Genomic DNA, 17808 nt, shown 5'->3' on the forward strand with positions numbered 1-17808 from the left:
GTTTTAATCTTTAAAAAGTAAAACTACTTGTTCTTGATCTTTTTGTGTTAAAAAAGGCGAAAAAGGTAAAGATAAAATATGCTTGCTTGCATATTCTGCATTTTTAAGCTCTAAATTTGAAAACTCGCTAAAACAAGGTTGTTTATGCAAAGGAGTTGGATAATGTATAGCATAAGGGATATTTGCTTTTTCAAATTTTTCTATTATCCTAGCCCTATCTTCTACTAAAACACTATATTGAGCGTATGCGCTTATAGCATTTGTGTCTATTTTTGGAATTTGACAATTTTTTAAATTTATATCATAAATTTGTGCTATTTTTTGTCTTTTATCCAATTCTTCTTCTAAATGTTTTAATTTTACATTTAAAATTGCTGCTTGTAAGCAATCAAGGCGTCCATTTATACCTATAAATTGATGTTCATAACGCTTAGTTTGCCCGTGATTGAGCAAAATTTTGATTTTTTTAGCCAATTCATCATCATGACAAAAAATCGCTCCACCATCTCCATAAGCACCCAAAGGCTTTGAAGGAAAAAAACTTGTGCAAGAAATTGGAGCAATAGAGCAAGACTTTTCTCCTTTAAAACTTCCACCAAAACTTTGTGCGCCATCTTCAATTAAAACGATATTTTTTTCTTTTAAAAATTCATTTAAAGCTTTTAAATCACTCATTTGTCCAAACATACTAACTGCTATAACTGCTTTGGTTTTTGAAGTGATAGCTTTTTTCACTGCATCAAAATCAAGATTATAATTTGTTAAATTTATATCTACAAAAACAGGCTTAGCACCTACTAAAGCTACTGCTTCAGCTGTTGCTATAAAAGTAAAACTTGGCACTATAACCTCATCATCTTTGCCAATATCTAAAGCCCTTAAAGCAAGATATAAAGCACTAGTCCCACTCGAACAACCAATAGCATGTTTAATGCCTACATAACTAGCTAAATTTTGCTCTAATTCTTCAAGTTTTGCCCCACCTATAAAAGAAGAACTTTGCAAAACTTCACTAATTGCTAAATCAATTTCATTTTTATATGTATTATATTGAGTGTTTAAATCTATAAAAGGAATTTGCATATTTAAAACCTTATTAAAAGTAAAATTGTGATTATAAGATAGCTTTACTTAATTTAAAGTATTTTTGGTATTATTTTAAGCAAAAATCAATGGGATTAATTTTATGGATATAAGAAAAGAATATTTAGAATTTTTTAAATCAAAAGGACATGAAATCACTCCTAGTGCACCATTGGTGCCTGATGATGTGAGTTTGCTTTTTACAAATGCTGGGATGGTGCCTTTTAAAAGTATTTTTACTGGAGAAATTCCTCGTCCAAATCCTCCAAGAAAAACAAGCTGTCAAACTTGCATACGCGCGGGTGGAAAGCATAATGATTTAGATAATGTTGGTTATACAGCAAGACACCATACTTTTTTTGAAATGCTTGGAAACTTTAGCTTTGGTGATTATTTTAAAGAACAAGCCATTGCCTATGCTTGGGAATTTGTTACACAAATTTTAAAATTACCTAAAGACAGACTTTATGTAACCGTGCATGAAAATGATGAGCAAGCATATGAGCTTTGGCAAAAACATATAGAAAAAGAAAGAATTTATAAATTTGGCGATAAAGATAATTTTTGGCAAATGGGAGATACTGGCCCTTGTGGACCTTGTAGTGAAATTTTTTATGATCAAGGAAGTGAGCATTTTAACTCAGATGAAGACTACATGGGCGGTGATGGAGATAGATTTTTAGAAATTTGGAATTTAGTATTTATGCAGTATGAAAGAAGTGCTGATGGAGCACTTACTCCACTACCAAAACCAAGCATTGATACAGGTATGGGGCTTGAAAGAGTTGTAGCTATAAAAGAAGGAAAATTTAGCAATTTTGATAGCTCTTTATTTATGCCTATAATCGAAGCGATTGCTAAGCTTTGTGGAAAAACTTATACCTATGAAGATGGTGCAAGTTATAGAGTAATAGCTGATCATATCCGCTCATGTGTGTTTTTACTAGCTCAAGGAGTGCGTTTTGATAAAGAAGGTAGAGGTTATGTTTTAAGAAGAATTATGCGAAGAGCTTTAAGACATGGCTATTTATTAGGATTAAAAAAACCTTTTATGTATCAATTAGTTGATGTAGTGTGTGATTTGATGGGTGGACATTACACTTATTTAAATGAAAAAAAAGATTTTATTAAAGAGCAAATTCGCCTTGAAGAAGAAAGATTTTTAAGCACTATTGAAAATGGCATTCATATTTTCAATGAAGAATTAAAAAACACTAAAGATATTTTTAGTGGCGAGGTAGCTTTTAAACTTTATGATACTTATGGTTTTCCGCTTGATTTGACTGCTGATATGTTAAGGGAAAAAAATATTAAAATAGATGAAGTCGAATTTGAAAAATTAATGCAAGAACAAAAAACAAGAGCAAAGGCTTCTTGGAAAGGCAGTGGCGATAAAGCAATCAATGGTGATTTTAAAATTTTACTTGAAAAATTTGGTACTAATATATTTAGTGGTTATGAAAATTACGAAGAAAAAACAAAAATTTTAGCTATTTTAGATGAAAATTTTAAAATAATCACAGATGCCAAAGCAAGTCAAAAAGTATGGTTAATGCTTGAAAAAACTCCATTTTATGCTACAAGTGGCGGACAAAGTGCAGATACTGGTATAATTAACAACAATGAAGTTTTAGACACTCAAAAATTCTTTGATATTAGTTTATCTTTTGTCAAACTTAATCAAGATGTAAAATGTAATGATGAAGTTATTGCTTGTATTGATACCATAAAAAGAGAGCAAATCGCAAGACACCATAGTGCAACACATCTTTTACACCATGCTTTAAGAGTGATTTTAGGCTCACATATTAGCCAAGCTGGCTCTTTAGTAGAGCATAATAAATTGCGTTTTGATTTTACTCACACTAATGCACTTAGCAAAGAAGAACTACTTCAAATTCAAAACCTAGTAAATGACTATATAGCCAAAGCTAGTTTAGCTAAAACCCAATTATTAGAACTAGAAGAAGCCAAAAAAAGCGGTGCTATAGCTTTATTTAGTGAAAAATATAGCGACAAAGTTAGAGTTTTAACCTTAGGTGAGAGTAAAGAACTATGCGGTGGCACTCATGTAAAAAATACTGCTGAAATTGGTAGTTTTTATATAGTAAAAGAAAGCGGGGTAAGTGCTGGAGTTAGAAGAATAGAAGCTGTGGTGAGCAAAGCTGCACTTATATATGTAAATTCTATTTTTGAAGAATTTAATAAAATCAAAGAAGAATTAAAAACTAATGATGTATTAAGTGCTTTTAATAAATTAAAAAATGAAAATTTAAATTTAAAAAATGAATTAAAAAATTCAAACAAACTAGATTTAAAACATGAAATAATCAATAATATAGCAGTTTGCATTATGCAAATTCAAAATAAAGATTTAAAAAATTTAGTGGATGAATTTAAAAACAAATTTGATAAGTGTGTAATTTTACTCTTACAAGAAAAAGATTTTAAAGTGCAAATTGTAGCTGGGGTTAAAAATGCTCCTATTAAAGCTGGAGCATTAGTAAAAGAAATTGCTACTATATTAGATGGAAACGGCGGAGGTAGAGATGATTTTGCCACTGCTGGAGGTAAAAATATAAGCAAGATCAATGAAGCTTTAGAATATGCTCAAAAAATTATCAATGAGGGTTTAAATTAATGTTATATCTAGCTTCAAGCTCTAACTCAAGAGCAAATTTGCTCAAAGAAGCTAATATAAAATTTAAACAAATCTTTTTTGACTACAATGAAAAAGGCGTGCAAGATAAAAATCCTTTTTCATATGTTCAAAAAGTAGTTTTTGAAAAAGAAAAACAATTTTTAGAAAAACATTGTGAATTTAAAAATATTTTATTTGCTGATAGTATAGTTTGTGTTGAAAATGAAATTTTTACCAAAGCTACAAATGATGAAGAGGCTTTAAAAATGCTAAAATTTCAAAGTGGAAAAACCATTAGTGTTTTAAGTGCTATGATTCTTATTTTAGATAATAAAAAACTTATAAATTTAAGTAAAAGCGATTTAATACTAAAGCATTTTGATGAAAAAGATTTACAATCATATATCGACTCAAAACTTTATCAAAATAAAGCAGGAGCTGTAATGAGCGAAGGATTTCACAAAAAATATATCAAAAAAATCATAGGAAATCAAAGCACTATCTTGGGTTTAAATATCGAAATTTTGAAAGCATTTTATGATGAAAATATTTAAAATTTTTATTTCTTTTTGTATAGTTTGTGCTATAGGAATTTTTATTTTTATTGCATATTTATTTTCTGATTCTGATTTAAATCAATATACTTTTAAAGATTACAAACCACCTCTTACTACTCAAATTTTTGATAGAAACGGCAAATTAGTAGCAAATGTTTTTGATGAACATCGTTTTTATGCAGATTATGAAGAACTACCTCCAAGATTAATAGAAGCTTTAGTTGCCATAGAAGATACTAGTTTTTTTGAACATGATGGAGTAAATTTTGATGCTATTTTTAGAGCGGTTATAAAAATTGTAAAAAGTGGTGGCAAAACCATGGAAGGAGCTTCTACACTCACTCAACAATTTATAAAAAATACAGAATTAACTCCTGAGAGAACAATAAGTAGAAAATTAAAAGAAGCTTTACTTGCATATAAAATAGAAAATACTTTAAGCAAAGAACAAATCTTAGAAAGATATTTAAATTTTATCTTTTTTGGGCATGGATATTATGGAGTAAAAACTGCTGCTTTGGGATATTTTAGAAAAAATTTGGATGAGCTAAGCTTAAAAGAAATAGCTATATTAGTAGGAATGCCAAAAGCACCCAGCACATACGATCCTACTAGACATTTAGATTTATCTTTAGCAAGAGCAAATAGCGTTATACAAAGAATGTATAATCTTGGGTGGATTAGTCAAGAAGAATATACAAGTGCCTTAAATGAAATTCCAAAAGTTTATGATGACACTCTAACTCAAAATGCAGCTCCTTATGTAACGCAAGAGGTTTTAAAACAACTAAGTGGTATTAAAGATCTTAAAAGTGGTGGTTATAAAATCGAACTAGCCATAGATCTTGAGGTACAAAATATCGCTAGAGAATCTTTAAAATTTGGCTATGATGAGATAGTCAAAAGAGACAAAGATGCAAATTTAAGCACGCTAAATGGAGCTATGATAGTTGCAAACCATCAAACAGGAGATATTTTAGCCTTACTTGGTGGCGTAAATTATACAAAAAGTAATTTTAATCGTGCAACTCAAAGTTTAAGACAACCTGGAAGCTCATTTAAGCCTTTTTTATATCAAATAGCTATAGATTTAGGCTATTCTCCAATGAGCAAGGTAGCAGATATTTCAAGAATTTTTGAAAGTACTGATAAAAATGAAAAAAATTGGAAACCAAAAAATTATGGAGGAAATTTTCAAGGATTGATCACACTAAAAGAAGCTCTAACTGGCTCAAGAAACCTAGCAATCATCAATCTTGCTTTATCGCTTGGACTTGATGTAATACATGAAAAATTAAACGAAATGGGCTTTAAAAATATTCCTGTTGATTTATCTATCGTGCTTGGAAGTTTTGGAATTTCAATTTATGATTATGCAAAATTATATACAGTATTTGGAAATTACGGGGTGCAAAAAGACTTGATACTCATTAAAAAAGTGCTTGATAAAAATGGAAATATAGTTGTAGAATTTAATTCTGGCGAAAGAAGAGTTAGTGATGAAGCTCAAGCTTTTTTGGTTAATGATATGATGCAAAATGTCGTAAAAAATGGCACAGGTAAAAATGCGAAAGTAGAAGGTATAGAAATAGCAGGTAAAACAGGAACTTCAAATAAAAGTATAGATGCTTGGTTTTGCGGATTAACTCCAGAAATTGAAGTGATTATTTGGTATGGTAATGATGATAACAAACCTATGAGACAAATCGAAGGAGGAGCTAGGACTGCAGCTCCTGTGTTTAAAGATTTTTTAACTAAATACTTAGAACTTTATCCTGATAGTGCTAGAAAATTTAGAATTCCAAATGGAGTTTATCAAGGATTTTTTGAAAGAAATAAAGAATATTATACCAACACCTCTCCTTTTCCTAGGCAAAATCCTATATTATCTGAAAACAACGAGATCATTTTTTAAAATATTTTTTATAAAATAATAAAAATTATCTTTTGTTTTCCTTTATATGTTTTAATTTTACAAATCATATAAAGGAAAAACATGAACATTACCCCTGAAAATTTATACAATAATAGACGCCATTTTTTAAAACTTGGCGCGGGAGCGCTTATTGGAACAAGTTTAATACAATCAAAATTAATGGCTTTAAATTTTACCCCTAGCGAAAATGCACAAAATTTAAAAATAAGCGATGAAAAAGTTGCAACCAATTATGTAAATTTTTATGAATTTTCTACTGATAAAAAAAGAGCAGTTGAGCTTGCTAAAAATTTTAATACCAACGGGTGGAAGATAGAAATAAGCGGAGAAGTAGAAGAACCAATGACTTTAACAATGCAAGATTTATTGTCCTTTCCTTTAGAAGAAAGAATTTATAGATTTCGCTGTGTTGAAACTTGGTCTATGGTGGTGCCTTGGGTTGGCTTTGAACTTAGAGCTTTAATAGAAAAATGTAAAGTAAAAAGTGATGCAAAATTTGTTAAATTCACAACACTTTTTGATAAAGATCAATTTGCAGATCAAGCTTCATTTTTTCCTACTATTGACTATCCTTATGTAGAAGGCTTAAGGATGGACGAAGCTATACACCCTTTAACTTTAATGGCTGTTGGTATGTATAAAAAGCCTTTATTAGGACAAAATGGAGCTCCAATTCGCTTAGTCGTGCCTTGGAAATATGGTTTTAAAAGTATCAAATCTATCGTAAAAATAGAATTTGTTAAAGATCAACCAAAAAGTACTTGGGAACTAGCTAATCCTAGAGAATATGGCTTTTATGCCAATGTAAATCCAGAAGTTTCTCACCCAAGATGGTCTCAAGCAAACGAGCGTCCTTTGGGAGAATTTTTTACTAAACCTACTTTAATGTTTAATGGCTATGGTAAAGAAGTAGCGCATTTATACAAAGATATGGACTTAAAGGTTAATTTTTAATGAAAATAAAATTAGCAAATTTAAGTGCTTTAGTTTTATTTATCTTAAGCATTGCTTTTAGTATCTATAAGCTTTTAAATGAATTTGATATAGTTAAGGCTGTATATTTTTATAGTGGTATATTTGCCTTAACTTTTTTTGCTTTGAGTTTATTTTTTTCTTTATTTAAATTTAAAATCACTAAAGATTTTCCCAAATTTTTAGGTTTTTATGCCTTTTTTTGGACACTCATTCATTTTTTAAATTATTTTATCTTTACAAAAAGTTTCAATTTCTTTGTATTTTTAAAAGATACATTTAGTAAAAATTTAGAATTTAGTGGATTTTTAGCATTTTTCATACTTGTTTTAATGTTTATTAGTTCTTTTAAAAAATTCAGAAAAATTAGCAAAGTAAGAAAATTAGGATATATTTGTTTTGCAATTAGTTCGTGGCATTATTTTATATCAGCTAAAGTTCCACAACTACCGCATTTTACTTTTATTTTAATTGCTTGTTTATTTTTATTATTCAAAATATTTAAATTGCTTAAAAAGAGAAAAAAAGTAACCTTTTTTACAAAATCACTTCAAGCAAAATAAACATTAAGATTTAGATAATTATCAATTTCTTAAAATAAGATGATTTAAATCTTATTTTAAGGAAATTTTATGCAAAGAAGAGATTTTTTAAACGGAATGGCATTAACCATACTTGCTGGTATGACTCCCTTGCAAGTACTTTATGGAAAAGATGCCAAAGTTGAAGATTTCACTAAAGAATACTACCCACCAAAATGGCTTGGATTAAGAGGTAGTAATAACGCAAGTTATGAATTTGCTCATATGTTAAGAGATGGACAAAAATTTGATTTTAGTTCATTAAAGCCAAAACAAGAATATGATTTAGTTGTAGTTGGAGCTGGTATTAGTGGATTAGCAGCTGCCTGTTTTTATCAAAATAAATTTGGCAAAAATAAAAAGATTTTAATCCTTGATAATCATGATGATTTTGGTGGGCATGCTAGAAGAAATGAAATAGAACTTGATGATGGAACAATTTTAAGCTATGGTGGAAGTGAATCATTTCAATCTCCAAAAGCTTTGTATTCTAAAGAAGTAGTTGATTTATTATCTTCTTTGGGAGTAAATATTGATGATCTTGCAAAGCGTTTTGATGTGAATTTTTATCCTGATTTAAATTTAAGCAGAGGGGTGTATTTTTCTAAAGCTGAATTTGGAGTAGATAAAGTAGTAAGTGGTAATCCTAGAAAAGTAATTTGTGATGATATCCCAGAAGGAAAACATAATGGAAAAAGCATAGAAGCTTTCATAGAAGATTTTCCGCTTAGCAAAAAAGATAAAAAAGATTTAATTGCATTATTTAAAAGCGAAAAAGACTATTTAAAAGGTATGAACAAAGAACAAAGGGAAGAATATATTGCTAAAACAAGTTATAAAGACTTTTTACAAGATAAAGTTAAACTTTCTCCTCAAGCTATTAAATTTTTTGAAGGAATGACAGATGATTTTCTAGCTTTAGGTATAGATGCTACTTCATGCGAAGATGCTAGAATTTCTTTCTTGCCAGGATTTGATAAGCTTGGGCTTGATCCTATAGAAGGTGAAGCTTTGGCTGAAATGGAAGAGCCATATATTTATCATTGTGCTGATGGAAATGCCACGGTTGCAAGATTAATGGTAAGAAGATTAATCCCTGAAGTTTCTTCCAAAGGTAAAGATATGGATGATATCACCTTAGCGCATTTTGATTATTCTAAACTTGATTTACCTAAAAATAAAGTAAGATTAAGACTAAATAGCACTGTTATTAATGTAGAAAATATAAAAGATGGAGCTTTAGTAACCTATATCAACAAAGGCAAAAGCTATAGAGTCAAAGCTAAAAAAGTTGTAATGGCAAATTATAACAGCATGATACCTTACATCATCCCTACTTTACCTGCTGAACAAAAAGAAGCTTTAAGTAAAAATGTCAAAACTTCTCTTTTACATACTAAAGTTATCGTTAGCAATTGGGAGCCTTTTATAAAACTTGGTGTTCATGAAATTTACTCTCCGAAAATGCCTTATGCAAGAACCAAACTAGATTATCCAGTAGATATGGGCGGATACCATCACCCAAGAGATCCTAAAAAACCAATTTGTATCCATATGGTATGTTCACCATTAGCATTTGCTAATATACAAGGAATAGATCTAAATGGTATGGATGCAAGAGATAGAGCTAGAGTTGGAAGAAATTTATTATTTACAATGAGTTTTGATGAACATGAAAAAATCATACGCGATCAACTCCAAGGTATGCTAGGCTCAGCAGGATTTGATCATGAAAAAGATATTAAAGCTATTGTTGTAAATCGTTGGGGACATTGTTACTCATATACAGAAAATTCTCTTTATGATGATGCTGATGAAGCACAAAAAACCATAGAACTTGCAAGAAAACCTTTTAAAAATATCGTTATAGCAAATTCAGACTCTGATTGGTCTGCTTATATGCATTCTGCTATTGATCAAGCTTATCGCGCTATTAATGAATTATGATATTTTAAACTCCTTAATCTTAAGGAGTTTAAAACTACTGCTATGGAACTACAACTCATTGCTAAAGCTGCTAAATGAGGGCTTAAACTAACCCAAGGCACAAAACCCGCTGCTATAGGAATGCATAAACTATTATAAACAAAAGCCCAGAATAAATTTAATTTTATAATTCTTTTAGTTTTTTTAGCCAATGTAAAACAATAATCAATCAACATCAAATCATCTTTAATTAAAATAAAATCACCGCTTTTTTTAGCCAAATCACTCGCTTTAGAAAAACTTATACTCGCACTAGCTAAATTTAAAGCAGGAGCATCATTAATCCCATCTCCGACAAAAAGTACTTTTTCTTTATGCATTTTTGCTTTAATAAATTCAAATTTTTCCTCTGGTTTAAGAGCAGCATAAAATTCAGTGATATTAAGATTTTTAGCTATTTTAGCAACACTTTCTTGATTATCTCCGCTTAAAATAATACTTTTTATATTTTTATTGGTTAAATTTTGTATTAATTTTTTGGCTTGAGGTTTTAACTCATTTTTAAAACAAACTCCACCTAAACAAACTTTATTTTTTATAAAATAAATAGTCGTTGGGGCTGTTTGTTTAAATTGATCTAAAAATTTTTTACTTTTAGCGATATTAATATTTAATTGATTACAAAATGATTCATTAACTATAAAATATTCATCATTTTTATCTTTATATATAATACCACTTCCAACCATCACTTCGATTTTGCCTGATAAATCTTCCTTTATATCTGAATTTTTTATCAAAGCTTTGGCTATAGGGTGAGAGCTAAATTTTTCAATTTGAACTAATTTTTTAAAATCTTCTTTGTTTAAATCGTGCTCATAAACACTAAGTTCATCTTCGCTTAAAGTGCCTGTTTTGTCAAAAATAGCTAGTTTAATGTCTGATAAATTTTCTAAAACTGCTGGATTTTTTATCAAAATAAAATTTCTAGCACCATTTGATAATGCACTTACTATTGCTATAGGCGTTGCAAGCCCTAAAGCACAAGGACAAGAGATTAAAAGTGTTGCACAAGCATGCAAAAAGGCCAAATTTAATCCTTCTTTAAAATACCAAAAGCAAAAAACACCCATAGCAAGTAAAATAATAAAACCCACAAAATATGCTGAAATGATATTGGCTAAATTTGCTAAAGGAGTTTTTATATTACCTGCTTTAAAAACTAAATCTTTAATTTGCTCTAGCGAACTTTCTATGGACTTTTTACTCGCTTTGATTTTTAAATTTCCATTTATCAAAACACTTCCAGCTAAAATTTCATCTCCTTCTTGTTTTAAAAGAGGTAAAAATTCACCCGTTAAAAAGCTAACATCTACCTCAGCTTTGCCACCAAGCACTACACCATCAGCAACAACACTCTCTCCTTCTTTAACTAAAATCACATCATCCTTTTTCACAAAAGAACTAGAAATTTCTTTAATACTACCATCATCACAAATTACATTAGCGTATTTAATATCTATATTTTTTAATTGATCATGATATGCTAAAGATTTTAATTTAGCTTTTTCTTCTAAATATTTGCCTAAAAGTATAAAACTTATAATCATACTTCCGCTGCTAAAATATAAATACCCATCCTTATTAAACACATCAAAATAAACCAATAAAGAATACACAAAAGACACCAAAGCACCCAAAGAAACCAAGGTATTCATATCTAAATTTTTACAAAACAATCCTTTTATGGCATGAGCAAAAAAACTTTTACCACAATAAAAAATTCCAACAAAAGATAAAACTAGCTGGATTAAATTAGAAATTTGTCCTTGCACAAACATTTCAAAATACATCACAATAATGCTTAATGCTATGCTAAGCAAAAGATTGTTTTGAAGTTTTTTTAATTCTTGTGTTTTGTGTAATTTCAAATTTTGATCATCTTCTAAAATTTCAAAACCTAAAGTTGTAATTTTTTCTTTGATTTTTTCTATACTTTTATCATCTTTTAACAAGAAAACACCACTTGAATTCACATAAGAAACACTTACATCTTCAACACCATCGATTTTAGAACACACTTTTTCAATTGCATTAGAGCAATTTACACAAGTCATTTTAGCTATTTTGAGTTTTAATTCAATCATTTTCTATTATTTCAAAACCTAAATCTTTTAAATCATCTTTAAATTTTTGAATTTGATCAGGATTTAAATCAATATCAATTGTTTTACTTTCTACATCTATACTCATAATACCATATTCATCTTCTAATGAAACTTTAATTAAATTTACACAACTTTGACAATTAATATTTTTTGTTTTTATTTGCATCAATTTCCTTTTTAAGAATTTAAAAGCACCACTGCGATTAAAACCACAACAATACCAGCTAAACCAATTTTATTTAATTTTTCCTTATAAAAAATCCAACCACCAAGACAAGTTCCTATAATCCCAACAGCACCCCAAGTAGAATATGCAATACTTAATGGAACATATTCTAAACTAAAAGAAAGCATAAAAAAAGCTAAAATTGCACAAAAAATCGCTCCAAATCCCCATTTTTTATGCTTGAAACTTTCAGATTTTTTTAGCAACAAATTTGCCACTATATCAAGTATGGCCGATAAAATAATTACTATTAAATATAATTTCATTCTTCTTTTACCTCGCCTAAATTAATCATCACAATTCCAATTATCGATAAAATAATTCCTAAAATTTGCAAATTAGTTAAGCTTTCTTCAAACAACACAAAAGAAACCAAAAGAATTAATATCATCCCTAAAAGTTCCCATACTGCATAAGCAATACCAATTTGAATTTTTTTAATTGCAAGTCCCATAAGAAAATAAGAAAAAGCAATAAATAAAGCCATGAAAAAATAACCAAAAAGCTTATTTTCCATTTTTAAAAAACTAGTTCCTATAACTTCAAAAACAATAGCGCCAATTAAAAAAAACCATGCAACCAAAACTTCTTTTTTTGCACTCATAATTTTCCTTAGATTTTTGATTTTATGTCGTGAGAGATAAATTTAAGATTTGTTTATTTTATCTAAGAAATCTTTAAAATCAAATTTAGACTTCTTAGTTTATACTTTTGTGTTAAAAATTATTTAGAAAGAGAGATTTTATGGGAAGAGCGTTTGAATACCGCAGAGCCTCAAAAGAAGCAAGATGGGATAAAATGAGCAAACTTTTTCCAAAACTTGCTAAAGCCATACAAGTAGCCGCTAAAGAAGGTGGAATCGATCCTGATATGAATCCAAAACTAAGAAGTGCCATAGCTACAGCCAAAGCTAATAATATGCCAAAAGATAATATCGATGCAGCTATAAAAAGAGCAAGTGGTAAAGATAGTGCTGATATTAAAAACATACATTATGAAGGAAAAGCAGCACATGGAGCTTTGATTATAGTTGAATGTATGAGTGATAATCCTACTCGCACAGTAGCAAATGTAAAAGCTATTTTTAGTAAAAATGGCGGAGAAATTTTACAAAATGGTTCTTTAACATTTATGTTTTCGCATAAAGCTGTGTTTCATCTTGAAAAAATTGATACAGATTTAGAAGAACTTGAATTAGATTTAATCGATGCTGGGCTTGAAGAATTAGAGCAAAATGAAGAAGAATTGTTAATCATAGGAGACTATACTGCTTTTGGTGAACTTAGCAATGCTATAGAAAAAAAAGGTTTAGTACTTAAAAAAGCAGGACTTGAATATATCGCAAATAATCCTGTAAGCTTTAATGAAGAACAATTAAACGATATAGAAAAATTACTTGATAAATTAGAAGATGATGATGATGTTCAAGCAGTTTATACAAATATAGAATAGGAGAAAACATGCTTAAAAAAATCGACACTAAAAATGCTAAAAAATACAATTTTGCCATTATTAGCACTGACAAAGGTGATATGACTTTAAAATTATTTCCTAACGAAGCTCCACAAACCGTGTGTAATTTTGCAAATTTAGCAAATGATGGTTTTTACGATGATTTGATTTTTCATCGCGTGATTGCAGATTTTGTTATACAAGGGGGTTGTCCTCATGGTATAGGCTCAGGTGGACCTGGATATGAAATAGAATGTGAATGCGATGATCAAAAACACAAACACTTAAGAGGGACTTTATCTATGGCTCATGCTGGTAAAGATACAGGTGGATCGCAATTTTTCATTTGTCATAGCCCTCAACCTCATTTAGATGGAGTTCATACTATCTTTGGACAAATTGATGAAAATGACAAAGAAAGCTTAGAAGTTTTAGATAGTATCAGAGAAAATGATAAAATCAAAACTATAAAAATTTTAGAAAAACTCGAAGAAAAATAATTTTATTTTAGGGAAAATAATGCTTGGAGAAATTGTAGATTTTTTACTTACACTAGCAAAAGATTGGGGTTATCTAGGCATTATTTTTTTAATGCTTGTTGAAAGTTCTTTTTTTCCATTCCCTAGCGAAGTGGTTATGATTCCTGCGGGTTATTTAGCTCATCAAAATGAATTAAACTTTTGGATTTGCCTTTTTTGTGGAACATTTGGAGCACTTTTAGGAGCTTTATTTAATTATTATCTTTGTTATTTTTTAGGACGCAATGTGGTTTTAAAAATATGTAAATATTTTGGCATAAACGAAGAAAAGTTTCATAAATTTGAAGTATTTTTTAATAAACATGGAGAAATTTCAACCTTTACAGGCAGATTAATCCCTGGTTTACGCCAATACATTTCATTACCTGCTGGACTTGCAAGAATGAATTTGAATAAATTTATTTTTTACACAAGCTTAGGCACTGGAATTTGGTGTTTAATTTTGCTTATACTAGGATATATTTTAGGAAAAAATGAAGACTTGATAAAACAATATTTACATTTAGTAATTATAGCTTGTCTAATTTTTGTTGTTATTATGGTAGCAATTTATATATTTTTTCAAAAAAGAAAGCAAACTAATTAAATAAAAAATGTATAAACCAAATATCCAAGAATTAACCAATTTTTTAATTTCTTATATAACTGTGTTTTTAGGAGCTGGAACTTATACAGCAAGAGTTGCAAAATGTGTAGATAGGATAGCTCGTGCTTATGGATATGAAATCAATATGAATTTTTTCTTTCACCATACTGCAATTAATATTTATGATAAAGAAAACAACTCTAATCAAAGAACTTTTATCATTCCTAATAATTACAAACATATAAATTTTAAAATCATTTTAGAATTAAGTGCTTTAAGTTGGCAAATTTATGATCATAAATACAATTTAACACAAGCAAAAAAATCATTTGAAAAAATAATCCAAACAAAAGAAAATCCTATACTTTTAAATCTGTTTTTAATTTCTAGCGCTAATGCTGCATTTTGCAAACTTTTTGGTGGGGATTTGTATGGATGTGTTTTTGTATTTATCGCAACATTAATAGGATTGAGTTTAAAATTTATACTTACTAAAATAAAAATAGATTTAAGAATTCAATACATCATATGTTCATTTGTTTCATCTTTGATAGTATTTGTAGGAGTTGATTTAAATCTTATAAAAGATCCCAATGTAGCACTTGGATCAAGCATTTTATATCTTATACCTGGAGTTTATTTTATTAATTCAATTGTAGATATTTTAAAAGATCATATTTTAATGGGACTTAGTCGTATTATTAGCGTTGCTATTTTAATTTGCTGCATAGCTATTGGAATTTACACAACTTTAAGCATTAATAATTTTGGAATTTTACAATGATTGATTATAGCTCTATACTTTGGGATATGTTTTTTGCAGCACTTACAGGATTTGGTTTTGCATATGCTTGTAATCCTCCGCTTAAAACACTTTTTTTATCTGCCTTATTGGCTGCGCTTGCTCATAGTTTGCGTTTTACCCTGATAAATTATTTTAATTTTCAAACTCTTGCCATAGCAACATTTATTGCCTCATTTACCATAGGATGTATAGGTTTAATTTTGGCAAAAATTTTTAAAACACCTGCAGAAATTATAGCCTTTCCAGCTCTTATACCTATGATACCTGGAATTTATGCTTATAAGGCAATTTTATATCTTATAAGTTTTATAAGATCAGATGATACCATCATTAAAACAGAAGCACTTATACAATTTTTTGATTATTTTTTTACTACTCTTTCAGTTACATTAGCTTTAGCCACAGGAGTAAGCGTGACTTTGCTTTTATTTTTCGAGCAAAGCTTTATGATGACAAGAAATATTAAAAAACACGATTAAAAAATTAATCGTGATTCATTTTATTTTTAGCTTCAATTCCCATTAATGCAAATGCAGTTTTAATACTCAAAGCACAAACCGCAAAAAGTTTTAAAAGCTCATCTTCGTTTGATGAACCAACGACTTTGTTTTCGTTATAAAATTTATGAAAAAGTGCTGCTAAATTTTTTAAATAATCAGGAATTTTTTGTAAAGCCCTACTTTCAAATGCATCATACAACACAGCTTTTAAATTCAAACTTTCAAATAAAAGATTCATTCCATCTTCATTTAAGGTTTGAATTTTTACATCTAAGACATCTTCTATATTTTTACTAGCCTTAGCAAAAACTTGATGAATTCTTGCATGCGCATAATTGATATAATAAACAGGATTAGAGCTATCTTCTTTTTTAAATTCATCTACATCAAATTCTAAATGCGTATCGCATTTTTTGCTTAAAAATATGTATCGTAGTGCATCGCTACCAAGTTCTTCTAAAACATCACTCATTAAAATAAAATTTCCAGCTCTTTTGCTCATTTTATAAGGCTGACCATTTTTTAACAAAGACACCATTTGAGCTAAAATGATTTCTAAATTTTTCGCATCAAAGCCTAAAAATTCCATAGCCGCTTTCATCCTAGCTATATAACCATGATGATCAGCTCCCCAAATATTAATACATTTAGTATAAGGTCTACTCATTTTATCCTTATGATAAACTATATCAGCAGCTAAATAAGTACCCTTGCCATCATCTTTAATAATCACACGATCTTTTTCATCGCCTTTTTTGGTAGAAGCAAGCCAAATTTTTCCTTCTTTTTCATAAGTACCATTATGTGTCTTTAATGCTTCTAAAGTATCTTGTAATTGGATATAATAGCTAGTTTCGCTAACATAAGAATCAATATAAATTTTAGCATCAGCTAAATTTTGCTTAATCAAATCAAGCATTTTATCTTTAGCCCAATTTGCAAGCTTAGGTATATTTTCATCGATAAAAAAAGTTTTATCAAAATTAATAAAAGCTTCTTTAGCAATATCTACAATATACTCACCTTTGTAATACTCTTGAGGATATTGCACACTTTCTTTTAAACAATGCTCTTTTACAGCAAGCAATACTGATAAACCTAAAAGATAAATTTGATTACCTGCATCATTTATATAATATTCTGTATCAAATTTATAGCCTAAATGTCTAGCAACTCTTGTTAAGCTATCTCCAAAAATAGCACCCCTTGCATGACCTATATGCAAAGGACCTGTAGGATTTGCGCTCACATATTCAAGTAAAAAACTTTCATTTTTTAAACTATCTTTTGCAAAATTCTCAGGATCTTTTAAAGCTTTAGTGGATAAAAAATCCAAAAATGTTTTTGAAAGTTTAAAATTTACATAACCATTAACTGCTTCAACACTTTCAAAATATTCACAATCTTGCAATTTTAAAACAATATCTTGTGCTATTAACATAGGATTTTGCTTTAACTCTTTAGCCAAAGAAAAGGCTAAAGGAGTTGCAAAATGTGCTAAATTTTTATTTTTGGGATTTTCTAAAACAAAATCCCTACCAAGTTTTTCTTTAATTGCTTCATAAATTAAAGTTTTCAAAGCTTGCCTTTATGTAAAAATTATGCTTTTTTTATATCTTCATTTTCTTTTATAACAGCGTCTTTTTCATCAACTTTTTCTATTTTTTGAGCATTATCTTGTGCTAATTTTTTATCATCTTCAGTGTTCATTTCATCTTTAAAAGTCTTAATACCTTTGCCTAATCCTTTTGCAAGTTCTGGTATTTTTTTAGCACCAAATAATAAAACTACTATAAGAAGTATAATCAACCATTGAGTTCCACTTGGCATATGCAT

18 protein-coding genes are annotated in these 17808 nt (G+C 28.9%); 11 read left to right on the forward strand and 7 right to left on the reverse strand.

Annotation, left to right across the window (positions count from 1 at the left end):
• Window positions 1-3: 3 nt before the first annotated feature.
• A complete protein-coding gene (locus CVOLT_RS05295; protein WP_039666291.1) occupies window positions 4-1077 on the reverse strand; it encodes a DegT/DnrJ/EryC1/StrS family aminotransferase in 1074 nt (357 codons plus the stop codon).
• A gap of 109 nt (window positions 1078-1186) precedes the next feature.
• On the opposite strand from CVOLT_RS05295, the gene alaS reads away from it, so the two are divergent.
• The 6 genes from alaS to CVOLT_RS05325 all read left to right on the forward strand — a co-directional run bounded on the left by alaS (window position 1187) and on the right by CVOLT_RS05325 (window position 9717).
• On the forward strand, window positions 1187-3724 hold the full coding sequence (gene alaS, locus CVOLT_RS05300) for an alanine--tRNA ligase (protein WP_039665777.1): 2538 nt from the start codon (window positions 1187-1189) through the stop codon (window positions 3722-3724).
• Window positions 3724-4278: a septum formation inhibitor Maf gene (gene maf / locus CVOLT_RS05305; protein ID WP_039665778.1), complete on the forward strand. Its 555-nt coding sequence runs from the start codon at window positions 3724-3726 to the stop codon at window positions 4276-4278. Before alaS ends, maf begins: the two co-directional genes overlap by 1 nt.
• Window positions 4265-6196, forward strand: coding sequence for a PBP1A family penicillin-binding protein (locus CVOLT_RS05310; protein WP_039666292.1), 1932 nt, complete (start codon window positions 4265-4267; stop codon window positions 6194-6196). The genes maf and CVOLT_RS05310 overlap by 14 nt, the downstream gene beginning before the upstream one ends.
• Window positions 6197-6277: 81 nt before the next feature.
• Entirely contained in the window at window positions 6278-7171 is an 894-nt protein-coding gene (gene msrP, locus CVOLT_RS05315) for a protein-methionine-sulfoxide reductase catalytic subunit MsrP (RefSeq protein WP_039665779.1), read from the forward strand.
• On the forward strand, window positions 7171-7752 hold the full coding sequence (locus tag CVOLT_RS05320; protein WP_039665780.1) for a ferric reductase-like transmembrane domain-containing protein: 582 nt from the start codon (window positions 7171-7173) through the stop codon (window positions 7750-7752). The genes msrP and CVOLT_RS05320 overlap by 1 nt, the downstream gene beginning before the upstream one ends.
• A 69-nt stretch (window positions 7753-7821) precedes the next feature.
• Entirely contained in the window at window positions 7822-9717 is a 1896-nt protein-coding gene (locus CVOLT_RS05325) for an NAD(P)/FAD-dependent oxidoreductase (RefSeq protein WP_039665781.1), read from the forward strand.
• Here the strand turns inward: CVOLT_RS05325 and CVOLT_RS05330 are convergent.
• Genes CVOLT_RS05330 through CVOLT_RS05345 form a run of 4 tightly spaced genes read right to left on the reverse strand, consistent with a single transcriptional unit; the run spans window position 9693 to window position 12697 of the window.
• Entirely contained in the window at window positions 9693-11843 is a 2151-nt protein-coding gene (locus tag CVOLT_RS05330; RefSeq protein ID WP_039665782.1) for a heavy metal translocating P-type ATPase, read from the reverse strand. The two genes, CVOLT_RS05325 and CVOLT_RS05330, sit on opposite strands and share 25 nt — an antisense overlap.
• Window positions 11836-12030, reverse strand: coding sequence for a heavy-metal-associated domain-containing protein (locus CVOLT_RS05335; protein ID WP_039665783.1), 195 nt, complete (start codon window positions 12028-12030; stop codon window positions 11836-11838). Before CVOLT_RS05335 ends, CVOLT_RS05330 begins: the two co-directional genes overlap by 8 nt.
• Before the next feature lie 11 nt (window positions 12031-12041).
• Window positions 12042-12356 (reverse strand): DMT family transporter, encoded by a 315-nt coding sequence (locus CVOLT_RS05340; RefSeq protein ID WP_039665784.1) that lies wholly within the window; start codon window positions 12354-12356, stop codon window positions 12042-12044.
• Entirely contained in the window at window positions 12353-12697 is a 345-nt protein-coding gene (locus tag CVOLT_RS05345) for a DMT family transporter (RefSeq protein ID WP_132038004.1), read from the reverse strand. The genes CVOLT_RS05340 and CVOLT_RS05345 overlap by 4 nt, the downstream gene beginning before the upstream one ends.
• Window positions 12698-12834: 137 nt before the next feature.
• Here CVOLT_RS05345 and CVOLT_RS05350 point away from each other — a divergent pair, with 137 nt between their 5' ends.
• From CVOLT_RS05350 to CVOLT_RS05370, 5 genes are read left to right on the forward strand one after another with little or no spacing between them, the layout of a single operon-like run.
• Window positions 12835-13542, forward strand: coding sequence for a YebC/PmpR family DNA-binding transcriptional regulator (locus CVOLT_RS05350; RefSeq protein ID WP_039665786.1), 708 nt, complete (start codon window positions 12835-12837; stop codon window positions 13540-13542).
• A gap of 8 nt (window positions 13543-13550) precedes the next feature.
• The gene (locus tag CVOLT_RS05355; protein WP_039665787.1) at window positions 13551-14042 is read left to right on the forward strand and encodes a peptidylprolyl isomerase; all 492 of its coding nucleotides are present in this window, start codon (window positions 13551-13553) and stop codon (window positions 14040-14042) included.
• A gap of 19 nt (window positions 14043-14061) precedes the next feature.
• On the forward strand, window positions 14062-14667 hold the full coding sequence (locus tag CVOLT_RS05360) for a DedA family protein (RefSeq protein WP_039665788.1): 606 nt from the start codon (window positions 14062-14064) through the stop codon (window positions 14665-14667).
• A gap of 7 nt (window positions 14668-14674) precedes the next feature.
• Window positions 14675-15451 (forward strand): threonine/serine exporter family protein, encoded by a 777-nt coding sequence (locus CVOLT_RS05365; protein WP_039665789.1) that lies wholly within the window; start codon window positions 14675-14677, stop codon window positions 15449-15451.
• Window positions 15448-15951 (forward strand): threonine/serine exporter family protein, encoded by a 504-nt coding sequence (locus CVOLT_RS05370; protein ID WP_039665790.1) that lies wholly within the window; start codon window positions 15448-15450, stop codon window positions 15949-15951. The genes CVOLT_RS05365 and CVOLT_RS05370 overlap by 4 nt, the downstream gene beginning before the upstream one ends.
• 4 nt (window positions 15952-15955) lie before the next feature.
• Here the strand turns inward: CVOLT_RS05370 and argS are convergent, their stop codons facing one another.
• Together argS and CVOLT_RS05380 are read right to left on the reverse strand one after the other, a co-directional pair.
• Window positions 15956-17551, reverse strand: coding sequence for an arginine--tRNA ligase (argS, locus tag CVOLT_RS05375; protein ID WP_039665791.1), 1596 nt, complete (start codon window positions 17549-17551; stop codon window positions 15956-15958).
• A gap of 20 nt (window positions 17552-17571) precedes the next feature.
• Window positions 17572-17808, reverse strand: a complete 237-nt coding sequence (locus CVOLT_RS05380) for a twin-arginine translocase TatA/TatE family subunit (RefSeq protein WP_039665792.1) — start codon at window positions 17806-17808, stop codon at window positions 17572-17574.

The organism is Campylobacter volucris (assembly GCF_008245045.1).
In the GTDB taxonomy this organism is placed as follows: domain Bacteria; phylum Campylobacterota; class Campylobacteria; order Campylobacterales; family Campylobacteraceae; genus Campylobacter_D; species Campylobacter_D volucris.